The organism is Streptomyces sp. NPDC017056 (assembly GCF_044332485.1).
Lineage (GTDB): Bacteria > Actinomycetota > Actinomycetes > Streptomycetales > Streptomycetaceae > Streptomyces.
Genome location: NZ_JBIRPD010000024.1, coordinates 1 through 21,323, shown reverse-complemented (window position 1 = coordinate 21,323; position 21,323 = coordinate 1). Strand labels below are relative to the sequence as shown.

Below are 21,323 nucleotides of genomic sequence, written 5' to 3'. Positions count from 1 at the left end.
CGCGTTCTGGGGGTGGAGCGGCCGGGCCGCCGGGTCAGGCGTCGCGCCGCCGGAGGGCGACGTGTCCGGCGATCAACGCCCCCACGGCCCACGCGGCCACGATGAACAGGCCCAGGGTCGGCGGGTAGTACACCTCTTCGCTCAGCATGAAGCGCAGTCCCGCCATGCTCGGCATGAAGTCGACCGCCTGCTCGATCCCGGCCATCTTGCTCATCTGGAGGAGCATCGGCAGGGCCAGCAGCAGGACGAAGGAGACCGTGAGGGTGCCCGCGACGCTGCGGAGCACCGCGCCGAAGCCGATGGTGAGCACGCCGCAGAGGGCGAGTACCGCGCCCATGCCCAGGATGGCCCGTAAGGCGCTCCCCGTGGAGTACGGCGTGCCGTACTGGCCCAGGATCCGGTCGGCGAGTACGACGCCCACCAGACCCATCAGCGCGCCCGTCGCGAACAGCACCGGTGCGACCACCGCGCACTTGGCCAGGAGCATGCGGGTGCGGACCGGGATCCACTGGAGGGTCGTCCGCATGCTGCCGCTCGCGTACTCGCCGGCGATGACCAGGACGGCCAGCGCGATGACGGCGAGCTGCGAGACGACGACGGCGTCGACCGCCGACTCCGGCGCGGACGAGGTCGCGGCGTCCGGCCGGCCGCTGATGTGCTGCGACTTGACCGACAGGGCCTGGAAGAAGACGTAGCCGCCTTCCATGGACACCGCCGCGGCCAGGATGACCCAGGTGGAGCGCAGCGACCACAGCTTCGTCCACTCCGCCGCGACGGCGCCGGGGAACCCGCCGCCCCGGTGGTGGCGTTCGCGCGGGCGCAGTTCCATCGTGCTCATCGCCCGGCCCCCGTCCGCGAGGTGGCGGCCTGGGGGCTCGGCGCGCCGTACTCGACGCCGTCGGCGGTCATGTTCATGAAGACGTCTTCCAAGGAGGGTTCCGGCGCCGCCAGGCCGTGCAGGCGTACGCCGATGTGGTGGGCGATGTCGCCGACGTGCTCCACCGTGGTGCGGTACAGCGTCAGTTCGTCGGCGGCGGTCTGGCGGACGTCGATCCACTGGCCGGCCAGCACCTCGCCGAGCATCCGCAGCTGCTGCGGGTCGGGAATGCGGGCCGTGACCACGCCGAACGAGCCGCTCTTGATCACCTCGTCCATCGGCGCGTCCATCACCAGCTTGCCGCGGGCGATCACCACCAGGTGGTCGGCGGTCAGCTGCATCTCGCTCATCAGGTGGCTGGAGACGAAGACCGTGCGGCCCTCCTCCGCGAGGGAGCGCATCAGCTCACGGATCCAGCGCACCCCGTCGGGGTCGAGTCCGTTCACCGGCTCGTCGAAGAGCAGGATCTCCGGCCGCCCGAGGAGCGCTCCGGCGATGCCCAGGCGCTGGCCCATGCCGAGGGAGAAGTTGCCCATCCGCTTGTCGGCGGCCGACGTCATGCCGACCGTCTCCAGCACCTCGTCCACCCGGCGCTTGGAGATCCCGTTGCTGCGCGCCATGGCGAGCAGGTGCTTGCGCGCGGTCCTGGCCGGGTGCGTCGCCTTGGCGTCGAGGAGCGCCCCCACCACGCGGAGCGGGTGCTTGAGCTCCGCGTAGTGCTTGCCGCCGATCAGCGCCTGGCCCGAGGTGGGCCGGTCGAGACCGAGGACGGCGCGCATCGAGGTGGACTTGCCCGCGCCGTTGGGGCCCAGGAAGCCGGTCACCTTGCCCGGTATGACGTCGAAGGACAGGTTGTCGACGACCTTCTTGTCGCCGTACCGCTTCGTGAGGCGCCGGAGTGTGATCATGCTGCTTCCCTCACCCTTCCCGCGCCGGCTCAGCGCGCGTGGCTGCCGCGGCGGCTGTTGTCCTTGCGCAGGCGGGAGACGCGCACCACCACGAACAGGACGATGGCGAGGCCGACACCCACGATGACGACCTTCTCCATGATTCCGGCGTACTGCTCGACCCGGTGCCACTGGTTGCCGAGGCCGTAGCCGGCCATGACCAGGACGGAGTTCCAGATCGCGCTTCCCAGGGCCGTCAGCAGCGTGAAGGTGAGCAGCGGCATCCGGACGACGCCGGCGGGCACCGAGATCAGGCTTCGGAAGATCGGGAGTACGCGGCCGAAGAAGACGGCCTTGGTGCCGTGCTTGGCGAACCACGCCTCCGTCTTGTCGTAGTCGGACACCTTCATCAGCGGGATCTTCGCGATGATCCTGCGGAGGCGGTCCCGGCCGATCAGCGCGCCGAGGAAGTACAGCACGAGGGCGCCCACGACCGAGCCGGCCGTGGTCCACAGCAGCGCCTCGGCGATGCCCATCTTGCCCTGGCTGGCGGTGAAGCCGGCCAGCGGCAGGAACAGCTCGCTCGGCAGCGGCGGGAAGAGGTTCTCGGCGAAGATGGCGAAGCCGGCTCCCGGTCCGCCCAGGCTCTCCATCAGGTCGACTAGCTTACCGGCCAGGCCGCCCAACTCGGGTTCGGCCGCGGATGCGAGGGTCAGAGCGGACAACACGGACTCCCAGTGGTTCCAGTGGTCGAGGGCGGCTGAGGGGTGGGCAGGCCGGGCCGTAGACGCCGGGCCGGGCCCGTTTCGAGGCCCTCGCTCGTTTCACCGAAAGCCTACGAACGGCACTCCGCGCGGCGCAGCGCACCAACGGCCCTTGTCGGTACCCACTTTCGTTGGGACGCCCGCCGCCCCCGGTACCCACTTTCGGCGGGACCGGGCCGCGGGCGCGCGAAAGGGCGGCCCGCCGGTGGCGGGCCGCCCTTTCGTGTGCTGCCGGGGAAAAGGGCCGGCGATCAGCCCTCCATGGCCGCCACGAGGCTCTTGGGGCGCATGTCGGTCCAGTTCTCGTTGACGTAGTCGAGGGCCGACTGCCGGTCGGTCTCCTTCAGGGCGACGGTCCAGCCCGCCGGCACCTCCGCGAAGGACGGCCACAGGGAATGCTGGCCCTCGTCGTTGACCAGTACGAGGTAGGTGCCTTCGGGGTCCTCGAACGGATTGGTACTCATCGGCGATCTCCTTGTCCCGTCTGCTTTCGCATGCGAACTTTACAACGCGCGGGCTAGTGAATTTCCTATACTCTCGACCACGTCCGGCCTGGTCATCATCTCACCGTGTTCGCAGTCGACCTCGTCGACCACGATTTCGCCGGCCACGTGCGGTTTCCACGCGGTCACGTTCAGCAGGCCCGCCAGCTCTTCCTCGGTCAGGCTCGCCCGCATTTCGGCCCCGATGCGCAAGGCGGCGACGAAGAGCACATCGGCGCGTATCCGGTCGGGCCGGTGGCCGCGCATCAGGCGAATGTTGTTCACGTACATATCCCGGACGCGCAGGAATTCCTGTTCGTCCATCCGTATATCGGTCTTCCCGGCCTCGATCAGATACGCGCGATATCGGCGCAGTACGGCGTCCTGGTCTGCCACCAGTTCGTCGAAATCGAAGGCGAATCCGACGGCCCGGAGATTGTTGGCGACGATCTCGGTCTCGTCGGGTTCGACGCCGTGCAGCTTCGGGTTCGGCGGATAGGTGTCGAGCAGGCAGAGCAGCTCGACCTCCTCGCCCTGCCGCTCCAGCGTGGCCACGACCGCGTGTGCGACCAGCCCGCCGAAGGACCAGCCCAGGACCCGGTAGGGGCCTGTGGGCTGCACGGTGCGCAGTTGCGCCACGTAGTCCTCGGCCATCGCGGCGACCGACACCGCGAACGGCTCCTCGCCGTCCAGGCCGCGGGCCTGGATGCCGTAGACCGGGACGTCGGCCGGGACGAAGGGCAGCAGCCGGGAGTAGCACCAGCTCAGGCCGCCGCCGGGGTGGATGCAGAAGAGCGGCGGCCGGGTGCCCGTGGACCGCAGGGGGATCAGTACGCCGAGCGAGGACCGCCCGCCGCCGGCCGTCGGGGGGCTCGCGGCGAGACCTGCCACCGTGGGTGTCTCGAAGAGCTGCCGGACGGTGAGTTCCGTGCCCAGCTCGGCGCGGATGCGGGCGAGCAGCCGGGTGGCGAGCAGCGAGTGACCGCCCAGTTCGAAGAAGCTGTCGTCGATGCTCACCTCTTCCAGCCCGAGCGTTTCGGCGAACAGCCGGCACATCACGGCTTCCCGCTCGTCGCGGGCCGCCCGTCCCCGCGCCTCGGCCTCGGGTGCGGGCAGCGCGCGCCAGTCGAGCTTGCCGTGCGCGGTCAGCGGCAGCCGGTCCAGGACGACGAAGCCCGTCGGCACCATGTAGTCCGGCAGCGTGCGGGCGAGGTGCTCGCGCACCGGGGGGACGTCGAGGCCGGTGCCGTCCGCCGGGACCACGTACGCGACCAGCCGCTTGATGCCCGGGGAGTCCTCGCGGACCAGGACCGCGGCGCTCGCCACGGCCGGGTGTCCCGCCAGCGCGGTCTCGATCTCGCCGGGTTCGATGCGGAAGCCCCGTATCTTGACCTGCCGGTCGGCGCGCCCCAGGTACTCCAGCTCGCCGTCCGGCGTCCAGCGGGCGACGTCCCCGGTGCGGTACATCCGCTCGCCTGCCGGGCCGAAGGGGGACGGTACGAAGCGCTCCGCGGTCAGTGCCGGGCGGCCCAGGTAGCCGCGGGCCAGGGTGCGGCCTGCCAGGTACAGGTCGCCCCGCACGCCGGGCGGCACGGGCCGCAGCCGCTCGTCGAGCACGTAGCAGCGGCTGTTGTCGATCGGCGCGCCGATCGGGGGCGCCGCCGGCCACGCGCCGGGGTCCTCGGCCAGGGAGGCGGCCGTCACCACGTGGGATTCGCTCGGGCCGTAGTGGTTGCGCAGCCGCCGGCCCGGCCTGGCGAAGAACGACCGCATGGCGGCCGTCGGCACCAGCGCCTCGCCGGCCTGTGCGACCTCCCGCAGCGCCGGCAGCTCCGCCTCCTGCTCCGTCGCCGCCTGGCAGAGGGCGTCGATCACCAGGTTGGGGGCGAACAGTTCGTTCACCTCGTGCCGGCGCAGCCACTCGACCATGGCGGCCGGGTCGGCGCGTACCGCCTCGGGGCAGACCACCAGCGTCCGGCCGGAGGTCAGGGCGGACAGCAGTTCCTGGAGGGAGACGTCGAAGCCGATCGCCGTGAACTGGGCGACGCGGGCGCCGGCGGGCGCGGGTGCCGTGCGTTCGTGCCAGGCCAGCAGGTTCACCAGCGGGCCGGCGGGCATGACCACGCCCTTCGGCCGCCCGGTCGATCCGGAGGTGAAGACGACGTAGGCGGGGTGCGCGGGGGCGTAGGCGGGGCGCTCCGCCACGGTCAGGTCCGTGCCGGGCAGGCCGCTCAGGGTGCGGTCCGCTTCCTCGGCCAGGATCACCGGGGTGGCCGGTCCCGGCGACAGCCGTGCGGCCAGCCCGCGGCTGGTGATCACCGCGGCGGGCCCGGCCTCCTCCAGCATGTGGGCGATCCGGTCGTCGGGGTGCGCCGGGTCGACGGGGAGGTAGGCCGCGCCCGCCTTCAGTACGGCGAGGAGCGCCACGACCAGTTCCGGCGAGCGGGGCAGGGCGACCGCGACCAGGCGCTCCGGTCCGGCGCCCAGCGCCGCCAGGTGCCGGGCCAGCCGGTTCGCCCGGGTGTCGACGTCCGCGTACGAGAGGGCGGTGCCGTCGCACTCGACCGCGGGGACGCCTGGTGTGCGGGCGGCCTGCCGTTCGAAGAGTGCGGCGGGCGAGAGCCGCTCGGCGGGTTCGTGCGCGGTGTCGTTCCAGCCGGTCAGTACGCGGTCCCGCTCCGCCTGCGTCAGGACGGGCAGTTCGGGGACGGGCAGCCGGGCGTCGGCGACGGCTGCGGCCAGTACCCGCAGCAGCCGCTCGGTGATCGCCTGGGCGGTGTCCCGCTCGAAGAGGTCGGTGCTGTACTCCAGCGTGCCGCGCAGCGCCTGTTCGCGGCCGCCGGCGCGCTCTTCCTGGAACGCGAACAGCAGGTCGAACTTGGCGATGCCGAGCACGGCGTTCTGGTTGGCGCTGGCCACCAGCCCGGTGCTGTTGTCGGTCCGTTCGCCGGTGTCGACCGTGTTGAACGTCAGCATGACCTGGAACAGCGGGTGCCGGGCCAGTGAGCGGCCGGGGTTGAGGACCTCGACCAGGCGCTCGAACGGCACGTCCTGGTGCGCGTACGCGGCCAGGGTGTGTTCCCTGACGCGGCCCACCAGCTCCTGGAACGTCGGGGCGCCGGAGGTGTCGGTGCGCAGCACCAGGGTGTTGACGAAGAACCCCACCAGGCCCTCGACCGCCTCGTCGGTACGGCCCGCGACGGGCGTGCCCAGCGGCACGTCCGTGCCCGCGCCCAGCCGCGTCAGGAGCGCCGCGACGGCGGCCTGCACCACCATGAAGACGCTGGCGTTGCAGTCGCGTGCGAGCGCGGCGAGTCCGCGGTGCAGCTCCGGCGGGATGTCGAACGGTACGTTGCCGCCCCGGTGCGAGGCGACGGCCGGACGCCGGTGGTCCGCCGGGAGCGGCAGCTCTTCGGGGAGGCCTGCCAACTCCGTCTTCCAAAAGTCGAGTTGACGCGATATCACGCTGTCCGGGTCGGCCTCGGAGCCGAGCACGTCCCGCTGCCACAGGCTGTAGTCCGCGTACTGCGCCGGCAGCGGCGGCCACACCGGCGCGGCGCCGGCGCGGCGGGCCTCGTACGCGGCGGTCAGTTCGCGCATCAGGATCGGCATCGACCAGGCGTCGCACGCGATGTGGTGCACCAGGACGAGCAGGACGCACTCGTCCTCGTCGAGCTCGAACAGGTGGACGCGCAGCGGGGGTTCGGCCGTGAGGTCGAACGGGAGGCGGGCCGCTTCGCCGAGGCGTCCGGGCAGTTCGGACTCGGACACCTGCGCCGTGCGGACGACCGGGGCGGCCGCGTCCGGTTCCAGCACCACCTGGTGCGGTTCGCCGGACCGCTCGTCGGGCTCGCGGAAGACGGTCCGCAGGCTCTCGTGCCGGGCCGACACGTCCCGGAGCGCGAGCCGGAGGGCGTCGTGGTCCACGCCGCCGGTGAGCCGCAGCGCCGCCGGGATGTGGTACGTCGGGCTCGGCCCTTCCAGCTTGTCCAGGAACCACAGCCGCCGCTGCGCGAACGACAGCGGGATCCGGTCGGGCCTGGGCACGGCGGGCGTGACACCGGCGCGCGCCGTCCGGGCGCCGTCGAGGGCGGCGTCGAGGGCGGCCACCGTCCGGGTCTCGAACAGCGTCCGTACGGCGATGTCCCGGCCGAGCACCGACCGCACCCGGCTCACCAGCCGGATGGCGAGCAGCGAGTGGCCGCCGAGGTGGAAGAAGTCGTCGTCGATGCCGACTTCGGCGACGCCCAGCACGTCGGCGAAGAGCCCGCACAGGATCTCCTCGCGCGGGTTGCGCGGCCTGCGGCCCGCCGAGGCGGCGCCCTCCGGCGGCGGCAGGGCCTTGCGGTCGATTTTGCCGTTGGGGGTCAGCGGCAGCCCGTCCAGCTCCACGAACGCCGACGGCACCATGTAGTCCGGCAGGGACTCCGCGAGGCGGGTGCGCAGCGCGGCGGCGCCGGGGGCGGCGCCCGGCGCGGCCGGGACCACGTAGGCCACGATGCGTTTGTCGCCGGGCCGGTCCTCGCGGACGGCGGCCGTGCACCGGGCCACGCCGGGGCAGGCGGACAGGGCGGCCTCGATCTCGCCGAGTTCGATGCGGAAGCCGCGCACCTTCACCTGCCCGTCGGCGCGGCCGAGGAACTCCGTCTCGCCGTCGGCGCGACGCCGCACCACATCTCCGGTGCGGTACATCCGCTCGCCCGGCGCCCCGAACGGGCACGGTACGAACCGCTCCGCCGTCAGCCCCGCACGCGCCCAGTACCCGCGCGCCAATCCGGCACCCGCCACATACAACTCACCGGCCACGCCCACCGGCACCGGACGCAGCATCCCGTCCAGCACGTACACCCGCATGTTGTCCAACGGACGGCCGACCGGCACCGTCACCGGCACCGCGTCGGCCGACGGCACCCGGTACGCCAACGCGATGGTCGTGACCTCCGTCGGGCCGTACGCGTCCACCACGGCGAGGCCCTCGCAGTGCTCCAAGAGCCGCCGCACCGCCCCGGCCGGCACCACGTCGCCGCCGGACCACACCTCGCGCACCCCGCGCAGCGTCTCCGGCGCCTCGTCCGCGACCAGGCCGAGCAGCCCCACCGACAGCAGGAGGCCCGTCACCTCGTGCTCGGCGACCGTCCGCGCGAGCACGGAGACGTCCATGTCACCGGGCGGCGCGACCACCACGCAGCCGCCCGACAGCAGCGGCACCCACAACTCGTACGTCGACGCGTCGAACGCCAGCGGCGCGTGCATCAGCACCCGCTCCTGAGCACCGGTCGCCCACCGCGCGTCGGCCGCGAAGTCCACGATGCCGCGGTGGGTGATCGCCACGCCCTTCGGCGTGCCCGTCGAGCCGGACGTGTACATCACGTACGCCACCTGGTCGGGCAGCACGGGCTCGAAGTCCGCTGCCGGGCCGTCCAGTTCGGCGGCGAAGAGGGCCGGTACACCCAGCCGCCCGGCGCGGTCCACGCGCGACCGGTCCGTGAGCACGACGGCGGCGCCGGCCTCGGCCACGGCGTGCCGCATGCGGTCCTCCGGGCTGGCGTCGTGCAGCGGCACGTAGGCCGCGCCCGCCATGAGGATGCCGAGGACCGCGACCACGACGTCGGGCGAGCGTTCCATCAGCAGGGCCACCCGGTCGTCCCGGACGACGCCGTGCCGCCGCAGCCCGCGGGCCACGGCGGCGGCCCGTTCGTGCAGTTCGCGGTAGGTGTAGGCGGCCGTACCTCCGCCGTCCGGCCGCGACCACCGCACGGCCGCCGCCTCGGGGTGGGCGTCGGCGTAGGAGGCGACGAGCCCGGGCACGGAGCCGGCGGGTACCGCGCGCACCTCGCCCTCCCCGGCCGCCAGCAGTGCGCGCACGCCGTCGGGCGCCAGGCCGTCGAAGGCGCCCACCGGGCGTTCGGGCTCGTCGGCCAGTGTCCGCAGGGCCCGCAGGAACTGGTCCGCGACGGCCTGCGCCTGCTCGGGGCCGAACAGGTCGGTCCGGTAGCCGAGCTTGCAGCCGATGCCGTCCCGGGGGGCGGCGACGAGGGTGAGCGCGTAGTGCGTTCCCTCGCGGGCCGTCGCGCCGGTGATCCTGGCCGCGTCGCCGGAGCCCCCGGAGCCTTCAGAGCCCCCGGCGTCCTGCCCGCCCCTGGCCGTCGGGTAGTTCTCGTACACGAGCGCGGTGTCGAACAGCTCCCCCAGCCCGGCCTGGCTCTGGATGACGGCCAGGCTCAGGTACTGGTGGTCCAGCAGCCGCGCCTGCTCGCCCTGGATGCGGGTGAGCAGGGCGTGCAGGGACTCGCCGGGACGCAGCCGCACGCGCAGCGGCACGGTGTTGATGAAGAGCCCCACCATGCCCTCGACGCCGGGCAGCTCCGGCGGGCGTCCGGAGACGGTCACGCCGAACACCACGTCGTGGGTGCCGGTCAGGCGGGCGAGCACCTGCGCCCAGGCGCCCTGCAGCACGGTGTTGAGGGTGACCCCGGCCTTCTTGGCGGTCTCCGCGAGGCGGTCGCACAGGACGGTGTCGAGGCCGAATTCGAGCTGGCCCTGCCCGCCCGCGTACGGTCCGGCGCCTGCGCCTGCGCCCAGCAGGGTCGGCTGTTCCAGCCCGGCCAGGGCCTCCCGCCACACCTGGCGGGTGCGGTCCTGGTCCTGTGCGCCGAGCCAGGCGAGGTAGTCCTTGTACGGCCGCACGGGGGGCAGCCCGCGCGGGTCGCCCTTGCTCGCGTACAGGGCCATGAGGTCGCGCATCACGAGGGGCAGCGACCAGCCGTCGATCAGGATGTGGTGCATGGTCAGCACCAGCCGGTGCAGCTCGTCGCCCAGCTTGAGCAGGGTGAACCGGATCAGCGGCGGCTTGGCCATGTCGAAGCGCCGCGCGGCGTCCCCGGCCGCGATGCGGTCCGCCTCGGCCGTCCGCTCCGCCGGGCCGAGGCCGCTCAGGTCCGTCTCCTGCCAGGGCAGCCGGACCTCGCGGGGGACGAGCTGCACCGGGCGGCTGAGCCCTTGGTGGCGGAAGGCCACCCGCAGGCTGGGGTGCCTGGTCAGCAGCGCCTGTGCGGCGGCTTTCAGCGCGGCCGTGTCCAGCGCGCCGTCCACGTCCAGCGATCGCTGGATGACGTAGGTGTCGGGCCCGGCCTCGTCGTAGAGCGTGTGGAACAGCAGCCCTTCCTGGAGCGGGGCCAGAGGCAGAATGTCCTCGATCTTGCGTGAATTCCTGCTCACTCGTCCGTCTCCCAGTCAGCTTCCAGCAGATCGATCTCTGTCTGGTCCAGCTCGGTCAGTGCGACGTCGGACGGGGTGAAGCCGCCGGCGTCCACGTGGTCCGCGTGCCGTGCCATGCCTTCCAGCGCCCGGAACCACCCGTCGGCCAGCTCCCGCACGGCGTCGGCCGGCAGCAGCTCCCCCGCCCAGGTCCACTCGGCGACCAGGCGGGGCCCCTCGGGCCCCACGACGGTCCGGGAGTTGACCTCGACGACGTGGGCCAGGGGGGTGCGCGGGTCCGTACCGGCGAGGCCGACGCCACCGGGCAGCAGGGCGAAGTCCGCTGCCTCGCCGTCCCCGGCGGCGAATCCGCCGCCGAACCGGCCCAGGTAGTTGAACCCGATCTGCGGCGCGGCGAAGGCCGCCAGGGTCTGCCGCGTCTCCTGGTTGAGGTGGCGCAGGAGCCCGTAGCCCATGCCGTTGTCGGGGACCGCGCGCAGCTGTTCCTTGATCCGCTTCAGCACCTCTCCGGCGGCCGGGCCGCCCTCCAGCGCCTCGGCCCGGTCGAAGGCCCCCGGGGCGAGCCGTACGGGGTAGATGCTGGTGAACCAGCCGACGGTACGGGACAGGTCGGCGCCCGGTACGACGGTTTCCTCGCGGCCGTGGCCTTCAAGGTCGATGAGTGCCCCGTCGCCGATGCCGCGCCAGCCGTGTGCCGCCACCGCGAGGGCGGCGAGCAGCACGTCGTTGACGCCCGCGTGGAAGGCCGTGGGCACGCGCGTCAGGATCGCCTCGGTGACCTCGGTCGGCAGCGTCAGCGACGTCCGCTCGGCGGTGCCGTACGTGTCCAGCGCAGGGTCCAGCGGCCGTTCGCCGAGGAGCGGTCCCGGCTTGTGCACCATGTCGATCCACAGCGGCAGTTCGGCGGCGCGTGCGGGTTCGTGGGCGGCCTCGGACAGGCGCGTCGCCCAGTGCCGCAGCGACGTGCCGACCGGCTCCAGGTCCGCTTCCCGCCCGCCGGCGGTCCGCTGCCACGCCTGCGCGAGGTCGGGCAGCAGGATCCGCCAGGACACCCCGTCCACCACCATGTGGTGCAGCACCAGCAGCAGTGCTCCGGCGTGGCCCGCGCCCCGGTCGAACCAGACCGCGCGCAGCATGCGGCCCGCCTCCGGGGACAGTTCCCGGCGTGCCGTCGTGCCGTGTCCGGCCATCACCGTCGGCAGGTCCGCCTCGGCCGTGGCCGAGACGTCGACGCGGGTGAGCAGGTCCCGGGCGGCCACGGAGCCGGGCCCGGTCACCTCGAAGAGGGTGCCGCCGGTCTGGCGCAGCCGCAGGGCGTCGTGGTGGTCGACGACGGCCTGGAGCGCCGTGGCGAGGGCCTCCGCGGTGGCGCCCACCGGTGTCGTGACCGCCATGGACTGGTTGAACTCGTCGGTCGGCCCGCCCTTTTCGAGCAGCCACCGCAGGATCGGGGTGGCCGGCAGGGAGCCGGCACCGCCGGTGTCCTCCCGTGCCGCGTCGTGGTCGCCGGACGTGCTCACCGCGGCGAGCGCGGCGGCCGTGCGGTACTCGAAGACGTCGCGTACGGCCAGGGTCAGCCCCGCGCGGCGGGCCTTGCCGACGAGTTGGATCGACAGGATGCTGTCGCCGCCGAGTTCGAAGAACCCGTCGTCCGCGCCGACCTCGGGGAGGCCGAGGACCTCGGCGAAGAGCCCGCACAGGACTTCTTCGCGCTGGTTGCGCGGCCGTGCCGTGCCCGCCGTGACGCGCTGCTCGGGAGCGGGCAGTGCCTTGCGGTCCAGCTTGCCGTTGGTCGTCAGCGGAAGCTCGGCGAGCGGGACCACGGCCGACGGCACCATGTAGTCGGGCAGGCTCTCCCCGAGGTGCTTGCGGACCGCGGCCAGGTCGGCCGACGCCGGCTCCTCCGGCACCACGTAGGCCACCAGGCGCCGGTGTCCCGGCTGGTCCTCGCGGACGAGAACGGCGCTCTGGGCGACGCCAGGGGTGCGGGCCAGTGCGGATTCGATCTCGCCGAGTTCGATGCGGAAGCCGCGCACCTTGACCTGTTCGTCGGCGCGGCCGACGTAGGACAGGGTGCCGTCGGCGCGGCGGCGTCCGACGTCGCCGGTGCGGTACATCCGCGCGCCGTGCCCGTGGAACGGGCAGGCCACGAACCGCTCCGCGGTGAGCCCGGCGCGCCGGAGGTAGCCGCGGGCCAGGCCCGGGCCCGCCACGTACAGCTCGCCGCGCACGCCGGCGGGCACCGGTTGCAGGTGCTCGTCGAGCAGGTAGACCCGCAGGTCCGGCAGGCCCAGGCCGATCAGGCTGCGGGACTGGGTCGCGGCCGTCTCCCGGTCCAGGGCGAGGAAGCTGACGTGCACGGTCGTCTCGGTGATGCCGTACATGTTGACGAGCCGCGGCGCGTCGTCCGCGTGGCGCGCGTACCAGTCGTCCAGGCGGCTCAGGTCGAGCGCCTCGCCGCCGAAGACGACGTACCGCAGGGCCAGGGAGCGGCCCACGTCCGGGGCTTCCCGGTCGGCCTGCATGAGCTGGTAGAAGGCGGACGGGGTCTGGTTGAGCACCGTCACCTTCTCCCGGGCCAGCAGTTCCAGGAAGTCGGCGGGTGAGCGGCTCACCTCGTGGCTGACGACGACGAGCTTCCCGCCGTGCAGCAGCGGCCCCCACAGCTCCCACACCGAGAAGTCGAAGGCGAAGGAGTGGAACAGGGTCCAGACGTCGTCGGTGCCGAAGCCGAACTGCGGCTCGGTGGTGGTGAAGAGCCGGTCGACGTTGTCGTGGGTGACCACGACGCCCTTGGGCCGTCCTGTGGACCCGGAGGTGTAGATGACGTACGCGGGGTGCTCGGGGCGCAGGGGGCCGGTGCGCTCGGCGTCGGTGAGGTCGCCGCCGTCCACCGGCTCGGCGGTGTCGCCGTCCTCGTCCACGAGGAGCAGCGGGACGCCGTGCGCGGGCAGCCGCTCCGCCTGTTCCGCTGAGCTGAGCACGACCGAGGGGGACGCGTCGCCGAGCATGAAGGTGATGCGCTCGGCCGGGTAGTCCGCGTCGATGGGGACGTACGCGCCGCCCGCCTTGAGCACGCCGAGGATGGCGACGACCGTCTCCGCGGAGCGGGGCAGCGCGATCGCGGCGAACTGCTCGGGGCCGAAGCCGCGGGCCCGCAGGCGCCGCGCGAGCCGGTTGGCCCGGGTGTTGAGTTCGGCGTAGCTGTACTCGGTGTCCTCGAAGACGACCGCGGTGGCGTCCGGTGTGCGCGCCGCCTGCCGCTCGAAGCGGTCCGGCAGGCACCGCGGGGCCCGCGCCTCGTCGGTCCCGTTCCAGCCGGCGAGCAGGCGTTCGCGCTCCGCGGGGTCGAGGACGTCCAGTTCGCCGAGCCTGCGGGAGGGGTCGGCCGCGACGGCTTCGAGGACGCGCAGCAGCCGGTCCACCATGGAGCGGACGGTCCCGGCGTCGAACAGGTCGGTGCTGTACTCGATCATGCCGCCGATGCCGGCGGCGTCCGTGCCGGTGCGCCGCAGCTCGGTGAAGCCGAAGAGCAGGTCGAACTTGGCGGAGCCGGTGTGCACCTCCTCCCGGCGCAGCGTGAGCCCCGTGTTCGGTACGGAGCCGGTCGCCCGGTGGTCGGCGGTGTTGTTGTAGTTGAGCATCACCTGGAACAGCGGGTGCCGGGCGAGCGAGCGTTCCGGGGCGAGCGCGTCCACGAGCCGTTCGAAGGGCACGTCCTGGTGCTCGTACGCGGCCAGGTCGGTCCGCCGGACCCGCTCCACCAGTTCGCGGAAGGTCGGGTTGCCCGAGATGTCGGTGCGCAGCACCAGCGTGTTGACGAAGATGCCAACGATGCTTTCGAGCGCGTCGTCCGTGCGCCCGGCGATCGTGCTGCCCAGCGGGATGTCGCTGCCGGCCCCCAGCTTGCCCAGCAGGGTGGCCACCGCGGCCTGGACGACCATGAAGGGGCTGGCCCCGGCGTCGCGGGCCAGGGCGAGCAGCCGCCGGTGCAGGTCGGCGGAGACCTCGAAGGTCACGAGGTCTCCCCGGCCGTCGGAGACCGCGGGGCGCGGCCGGTCGAGCGGCAGGTCGAGTTCGTCCGGGAGGTCCGCCAGGGTGTCCTTCCAGTGGGCGAGCTGGCGGGCGAGTTCGCTGCCGGGGTCGTCCTCGGAGCCGAGGGCGTCCCGCTGCCAGAGGCTGTAGTCGCCGTACTGGACCGGCAGCGGTTCCCAGCCGGGCGCGCCGCCGGCGGCGCGGGCCGCGTACGCCGCGACGAGGTCGTCCGTCAGCAGGGGCATCGACCAGGCGTCGCCGGCGATGTGGTGGACGAGGAGGAGCAGTACGTGCTCGTCGCCGACCCGGAAGAGCTCGATGTGCAGGGGCGGGTCGGTGGCCAGGTTGAACCGGTGGCGGGCGGCCTCGCCGAGCCGTGCGGCGAGTTCGTCCTCCGGCACGGGCACCGGGGTGACGGCCGGCCACTCGGCGGCGTCCAGGACGACCTGGAAGGGGCCGTCGGCGTCGTCGCCGATCACGGTGCGCATGCTCTCGTGCCGCGCGACGACGTCGCCGAGGGCCGAGCGCAGGGCGTCGAGGTCGAGCGGTCCGGTGAGCCGCAGGGCCAGCGGGAGGTTGTACGCGGCGCTGGGCCCGTGCAGGCGGTCGATGAACCACAGGCGCCGCTGCGCGAACGACAGCGGCACCCGCCGCGGCCTGGGTACGGCGGCCGTGACGCGCGGCCTGGCGGCCCGGCCGGCGTGCGAGGCCAGCGCGGCGGCGAAGCCGGCGACGGTCGGCGTCTCGAACAGCCGGCGTACCGGGACCTCCACGCCGAGGGCCGAGCGGACGCGGCTGACCAGGCGGGTGGCCAGCAGCGAGTGCCCGCCCAGCTCGAAGAACCCGTCGTCGATGCCGATGTCGTCGAGTCCGAGGACGTCGGCGAAGAGCGTGCACAGGAGCCCTTCGCGCTCGTCGCGCGGGAGCCGGCGGGCCCGCTGCGCCCCGGGTTCCGGCGCGGGCAGCGCGCCGCGGTCCACCTTACCGTTCGGGGTGTACGGCAGTGCGTCGAGCCGGACGAACGCGGACGGCACCATGTAGTCCGGCAGCCGGGCCGCCAGGTGCTCGCGGACGGCGGCCCGGTCCGGCTGCCCGACGAGGTAGGCGACGATCCGCTTGTCGCCGGGCCGGTCCTCCCGTACGGCGACGGCGCAGCGCTCCACGTCCGGGTGGGCGAGCAGCGCCGACTCGATCTCGCCGATCTCGATGCGGAAGCCGCGCACCTTGACCTGCTGGTCGGTGCGCCCGATGTAGGCCAGGGCGCCGTCCGGTGTCCACCGCACCAGGTCGCCGGTGCGGTACATGCGGGTGCCGGGCCGCCCGTGCGGGCAGGCCACGAAGCGTTCGGCGGTCAGGTCGTGGCGGCCGAGGTAGCCGCGCGCGAGTCCGTCGCCCGCGATGTACAGGTCGCCGGGCACGCCGGGCGGCACCGGGTTCAGCCGCTCGTCGAGCACGTACACCTGGGTGTTGCCGATGGGTTCGCCGATCAGCACGGGCGCGTCGGCGGTGAGTTCGGCGGCGGTCGACCAGATGGTCGTCTCGGTCGGGCCGTACAGGTTCGTCACGGACCGCGCGCCGGCGACCAGCCGCCGGGCGGCCTCGCCCGGCAGGGCCTCGCCGCCGACGAGCACCCGGACGCCGGACAGGTCGGGCCGTTCGTCGAGGACCGCCTGCCACAGGCTCGGGGTGGCCTGCATGTGCGTGGCGCCGGACGACCGCAGGAGGCCGGCCAGCGCGGCCGCGTCGCGTACGTCGTCGGGGGCCGCGAGGACCACGGCGGCCCCGCGCAGCAGGGGGAGGAACAGTTCGAGACCGGCGATGTCGAAGCCGACCGTGGTCACCGCGAGCAGCCGGTCCCCCGGGCCGAGCGGGAAGCGTTCCTCCATGGTGGCGAGGAAGTTCGCCAAGGCACGGTCGGGTACGGCCACGCCCTTGGGGCGGCCGGTCGAGCCGGAGGTGAAGATGGTGTAGGCGACCCGCTCCGGCCACCGGCGGGCCGGCAGGGCGCCCGCGGGGGCCTCGTCGGCGTCCGCTTCGGGTGTCGTCCACGGGCAGCCGTCGGGCAGGCGCGCGGCCAGGCCGTCCGTGGTGACCGCCAGGACGGGATCGGCGTCCTCGAAGACCATGCCGATCCGGTCGGCCGGGTACTCGGGGTCGACGGGCAGGTAGCCGGCGCCGGTCTTCAGTACGGCGAGCATGGCGACGACCAGTTCGGTCGAGCGCGGCAGCAGAAGGGCGACGAGCCGTTCGGGTGCCGCACCACGGGCGTGCAGCCGCCGGGCCAACCGGCCGGCCGCGGCCTCGAGTTCGGCATAGCTGAGGCCGGTGTCCCGGAACGTGACGGCGGTGGCGTCCGGCGTCCGAGCGGCCTGCGCCTCGAACCGGTCGATCACCGAGCCGGCCGGAACCGTCAGCGCGGTGTCGTTCCAGCCGGCCAGCACGCGGTGGCGCTCGTCCGTACCGAGGACGTCGTACCGGTCGATGGAACGGTCCGGGTCGTCGGCGATCCCGGTGAGCAGCCGCGACAGCCACCGCGCCAGGGACTCGGCGGTCGGGCGGTCGAAGAGGTCGGCGCTGAACTCCACGCCGCCCCGCAGCCCGGCGGGCCCGCCGTCGGCGTCCGTCCGCTCGGTGAAGCCGAAGAGCAGGTCGAACTTGGCGATCCCGGTGCCGACGCGCGGCGTGCTCACCTGGAGGCCGTCGAGCGCCGAGGCGGCCTCGGTGATCTCCTGCGTGTCGTTGTTGTCGAACGACAGCATCACCTGGAAGAGCGGGTGCCGGGCGAGCGAACGCGCCGGGTTGAGCACCTCCACCAGCCGCTCGAACGGCACGTCCTGGTTGCCGAAGGCGGCCAGGTCCGCCTGGCGCACCCGCTCCACGAGGTCGCGGAACACGGGGGTGCCCGAGGTGTCGGTGCGCAGCACCAGCGTGTTGACGAAGAGGCCGACGACGTCGTCCACGGCGTCGTCACCGCGTCCGGCCACCGGGGTGCCGAGCGGGATGTCACTGCCCGCGCCCAGCTTGGACAGCAGGGTGGCCACGGCCGCCTGCACCACCATGAACACGCTCGCGCCGCACGCGGCTGCCACGGCCCGCAGCTTCGCGTGCGTGCCGGCGGACAGCTCGAACGGCACGGTGCCGCCCCGGTAGGACGCCTCGGCCGGGCGCGGCCTGTCCACGGGGAGCGCCAGTTCCTCCGGCAGGCCCGCCAGGGCCGACTTCCAGAAGGCGAGCTGCTGCGAGATCTCGCTGCCGGGGTCGTCCTCGGAGCCGAGGACCTCCCGCTGCCAGAGGCTGTAGTCCGCGTACTGCACGGGCAGCGGCTCCCACTCGGGGGCGCGTTCCGCGGTGCGCGCGACGTACGCGGTGACCAGGTCGCGCATCATGCGCGGCATGGACCAGCCGTCGCCGGCGATGTGGTGGACGAGGACGAGCAGGGCGTGCTCGTCGGGGGCCGACCGGAACAGGGTGACGCGCAGCGGCGGTTCCGCCGCGAGGTCGAAGCCGTGCCGTACGGCCCGGTCCAGTTCCGCGTCGAGCGCGGCCTCCTCGACGGGCACCACCGCGAGCCGGGGCGTGCTCCCGTCGAGCAGCACCTGACGGGGGCCTTCGGCGTCCTCGGTGAAGACCGTACGCAGGATCTCGTGGCGGGCCACCACGTCGGCGAGGGCCGCTTCGAGCGCCGGAACGTCGAGCGCGCCGGACAGCCGCAGCGCGACGGGGATGTTGTAGGTCGGGCTGGGCCCGGAGAAGCGGTCGAGGAACCACAGGCGCTGCTGGGCGTAGGACAGCGGTACGCGGTCCGGGCGGGGCACCACCGCGGTGACGCCCCTCCTGGCGGGTGCCGCGGCGTCCAGCCGGGCGGCGATCCCGGCCACCGTCGGCGCCTCGAACACCGTACGCACCTCAAGGTCCACGCCGAGCCGGGTCCGTATCCGGTTGACCAGCCGGGCGGCCAGCAGCGAGTGGCCGCCGAGGGCGAAGAAGCCGGCGTCGATGCCCACTTCCTCCCCGGCGGGCAGGCCCAGCAGCTCGGCGAAGAGGTCGCACAGCTGCCGCTCCCGCGCCGTGCGCGGCGCACGCGCCGCCGGGCCGTCCGTGCCGGGCATCGGCAGGGCCCGGTGGTCCAGCTTGCCGTTGGGAGTCAGCGGCAGGGCGTCGACGGGCACGAGCACGGCGGGAACCAGGTGGTCCGGCAGCAGCCCGGCGAGGTGGGCCAGGACCTCGTCGGTATCCACGGCACCGGCGGCCGGGACCACGTAGCCGACCAGGCGCCGGTTGCCCGGCTGGTCCCCGCGGACCAGCACGGCGGCCTGCGCGACGCTGTCGTGGCCGGTCAGCGCGGCTTCGATCTCGCCCGGCTCGATGCGGACGCCGCGCACCTTGAACTGTGCGTCGGCGCGGCCGAGGTACTCCAGCTCCCCGGCGCCGCTCCAACGGGCCACGTCACCGGTGCGGTAGAGACGTCCGCCCGCGGTGAACGGGTCGGCGACGAAGCGCTCGGCGGTCAGCCCCGGCCGGTTCAGGTAGCCCCTGGCCAGGCACGCGCCGGCGAGGTACAGCTCGCCCGCCACGCCCGGCGCGACGGGGTTCAGCGCCTCGTCGAGCACGTAGGCGCGAGTGTTCGCGATGGGGCGGCCCACCGCGGGGGCCACGGGCCAGTCGGCCGGGTCCTGCGGCAGGGTGGCGGCGGTGACGACGTGGGTCTCCGCCGGGCCGTAGTGGTTGTGCAGCCGCCGCGGCGCGCCGCCGCGGGCGAACAGGTCGCGCATCGCGCCGGTCGGCACCAGGGCCTCGCCGGCCTGCGCCACGTCGGTCAGCCCGGCCAGCGCGGTGCCCTGCTCGGCGGCGGCCGCGTACAGGGCGTCCAGGACGGTCTGCGGCGCGTACAGCTCGGCGACGCGGGAGTCCTCCAGCCAGGTGGCCAGGGCGTGCGGGTCGCGGCGTACGTGCTCGGGGCAGACCATCAGCGTCTTGCCCGCCAGGAGGGCCGACAGCATCTCCTGTACGGACACGTCGAAGCTGGGCGCGGTGAACTGGGCGACGCGCCGTCCCGCCTCGCCGGGTACGGCCTCGTGATGCCAGGCGAGCAGGTTCAGCAGCGCGCCACCGGGCATCACGATGCCCTTGGGCCGACCCGTCGAACCGGAGGTGTAAATCACGTACGCGGGGTGTTCCGGCCGGATCGGCGGGGTGTCCAGGGGCGACGTGTCGAGGGCGGCCCAGGCCGGGTCCGCGCCGTCGGTCACCACGCAGCGGTACCCGCCGGGAAGCCGCTCGGCCAGTTCGCCGGTGGTCAGCACGAGTGCCGGTGCGGCGTCCTCCAGCATGAAGCGGATGCGCTCGTCCGGGTACTCGGGGTCGACCGGCAGGTAGGCCGCGCCCGCCTTGAGGACGGCGAGCAGCGCGACGGCCTGGGTCGTTGAGCGCGGCAGAGCGACGGCGACGAAGCTCTCGGGCCCGGCGCCGAGGCCGGCCAGGTGGCGGGCCAGCCGGTTGGACTCCGCGTCCAGTTCGGCGTAGGTGAGGCCGGTCCCGTCGTACTCCACCGCCGTGACGCCGGGCGTACGCGCCGCCTGCGCGGCGAAGAGCGCGGGAACCGACGTGCCCGGCAGGTCGCGGACGGTGCCGTGCCACTCGTCGAGCACCCGCCGCCGTTCGTCCGCCCCGAGGACGTCGATCCGGCTGAGCGGCGTGCCGGGATCGGCGACCACGGCGTCGAGGACGCGGATCAGCCGGTCGGCGACGAGCTGAACGGTCCGGCGGTCGAACAGGTCGGTGGCGAACTCCACCGTGAGGTTGAGCCCGGAGGGCCGGCCCGCGTCGTCCACCCGCTCGTAGAAGCCGAAGAGCAGGTCGAACTTGGAGATGCCCAGGGCAGAACTCTCCCCCCGGACGGTGAGACCGGGCAGTCGGCCGACGGCGTCGAGGGCGGCGCGGTCGTCGATGTTGTTGAAGGAAAGCATCACCTGGAACAGCGGGTGCCGGGCCAGGGAACGCGTCGGGTTCAACACCTCCACCAGCCGCTCGAAAGGCACATCCTGGTGCGCGTACGCGGCAAGCGCACCCTCGCGCACCCGGCCCACGGCCTCCCGGAACGTCGGGTCGCCCGACACGTCCGTCCGCAGAACCAGCGTGTTCACGAAGAACCCGACCAGCTCCTCGACGGCATCGTCCGTACGACCCGCGACCGGCGTACCCAGCGGCACATCCGTACCCGCACCCAGCTTCGACAGCAGCACTGCCACCGCCGCCTGCACCACCATGAACACACTCGCCCGGCACTCCCTGGCGAGTCCGGCTAGGGGCTCGTGCACCGACGCCGGGATGTCCACGGTGATCTGGTCACCACGGTGGGTCGGAGTCGCCGGCCTCGGCCGGTCCCAGGGAAGCGACAACTCGTCCGGCACGTCCGCCAACGCATCGCGCCAGAAGTCGAGTTGCGCGGCAATCGCACTGCCGGCGTCGTCCTCCGAACCCAGCACGTCCCGCTGCCACAGGCTGTAGTCCGCGTACTGCACCGGCAACGGCGCCCAGTCCGGAGCCTTGCCGCCGCTGCGCGCGAGGTACGCGACACTCAGGTCACGCGCGATGATCGGGAGCGACCACCCGTCACCGGCGATGTGGTGCACGAGGAGAAGCAGCACATGGCTGTCCTCGGCCAGCTCGAACACCGTCACGTGCAGGGGAATGTCCGTGGCCAGGTCGAATACGTGGCTGACGGCCTCGTCCAGCTCGGCAGGCAGCCGGTCCTCGGAGGTCCGGACCACCCGCGGAGACACGCTGACACCGGCCGGGTCCAGCACGATCTGGTGGGGGCCCTGGTCGTCCTCCGCGAAGACCGTCCGCAGACTCTCATGCCGCCCCACCACGTCATCCAACGCACCGGCCAGCGCCTCAAGATCCAACTCACCGGTCAGACGCAGCGAGAGCGGCACGTTGTAGGTGGGATTCGGGCCCTCCAGCCGGTCCAGGAACCACAACCGCTGCTGCGCATACGACAACGGCACCCGCCCCGGCCGCGGCACCACCGCCACCACACCCCGCCCAGCACCCTCCC

Annotated in this window: 6 protein-coding genes; all 6 read right to left on the bottom strand. The window is 73.4% G+C overall.

The genetic code is table 11. From position 1 onward, the window contains the following. Positions 1 to 34: 34 nt before the first annotated feature. Positions 35 to 838: an ABC transporter gene (locus tag ACH4OW_RS32975; RefSeq protein ID WP_360139614.1), complete on the bottom strand. Its 804-nt coding sequence runs from the start codon at positions 836 to 838 to the stop codon at positions 35 to 37. Then, positions 835 to 1,785 carry an ABC transporter ATP-binding protein gene (locus ACH4OW_RS32970; protein ID WP_360139611.1) on the bottom strand — a complete coding sequence of 317 codons (951 nt, stop codon included), beginning with the start codon at positions 1,783 to 1,785 and terminating at the stop codon, positions 835 to 837. Before ACH4OW_RS32970 ends, ACH4OW_RS32975 begins: the two co-directional genes overlap by 4 nt. A 29-nt stretch (positions 1,786 to 1,814) precedes the next feature. After that, positions 1,815 to 2,492, bottom strand: coding sequence for a DedA family protein (locus tag ACH4OW_RS32965; RefSeq protein ID WP_398031559.1), 678 nt, complete (start codon positions 2,490 to 2,492; stop codon positions 1,815 to 1,817). Between the two features lie 287 nt (positions 2,493 to 2,779). Next, on the bottom strand, positions 2,780 to 2,992 hold the full coding sequence (locus ACH4OW_RS32960; protein ID WP_360139608.1) for an MbtH family protein: 213 nt from the start codon (positions 2,990 to 2,992) through the stop codon (positions 2,780 to 2,782). 39 nt (positions 2,993 to 3,031) lie between these two features. Then, positions 3,032 to 10,228: an amino acid adenylation domain-containing protein gene (locus tag ACH4OW_RS32955; protein WP_398031557.1), complete on the bottom strand. Its 7,197-nt coding sequence runs from the start codon at positions 10,226 to 10,228 to the stop codon at positions 3,032 to 3,034. Then, entirely contained in the window at positions 10,225 to 21,303 is an 11,079-nt protein-coding gene (locus ACH4OW_RS32950; protein ID WP_398031555.1) for an amino acid adenylation domain-containing protein, read from the bottom strand. Before ACH4OW_RS32950 ends, ACH4OW_RS32955 begins: the two co-directional genes overlap by 4 nt. Positions 21,304 to 21,323 lie beyond the last annotated feature (20 nt).

What these genes read in the sequence shown, in the direction of transcription:
- ACH4OW_RS32975 (WP_360139614.1), bottom strand. Translation starts at nt 838, where the DNA reads ATGAGCACGATGGAACTGCGCCCGCGCGAACGCCACCACCGGGGCGGC.
- ACH4OW_RS32970 (WP_360139611.1), bottom strand. Translation starts at nt 1,785, where the DNA reads ATGATCACACTCCGGCGCCTCACGAAGCGGTACGGCGACAAGAAGGTC.
- ACH4OW_RS32960 (WP_360139608.1), bottom strand. Translation starts at nt 2,992, where the DNA reads ATGAGTACCAATCCGTTCGAGGACCCCGAAGGCACCTACCTCGTACTG.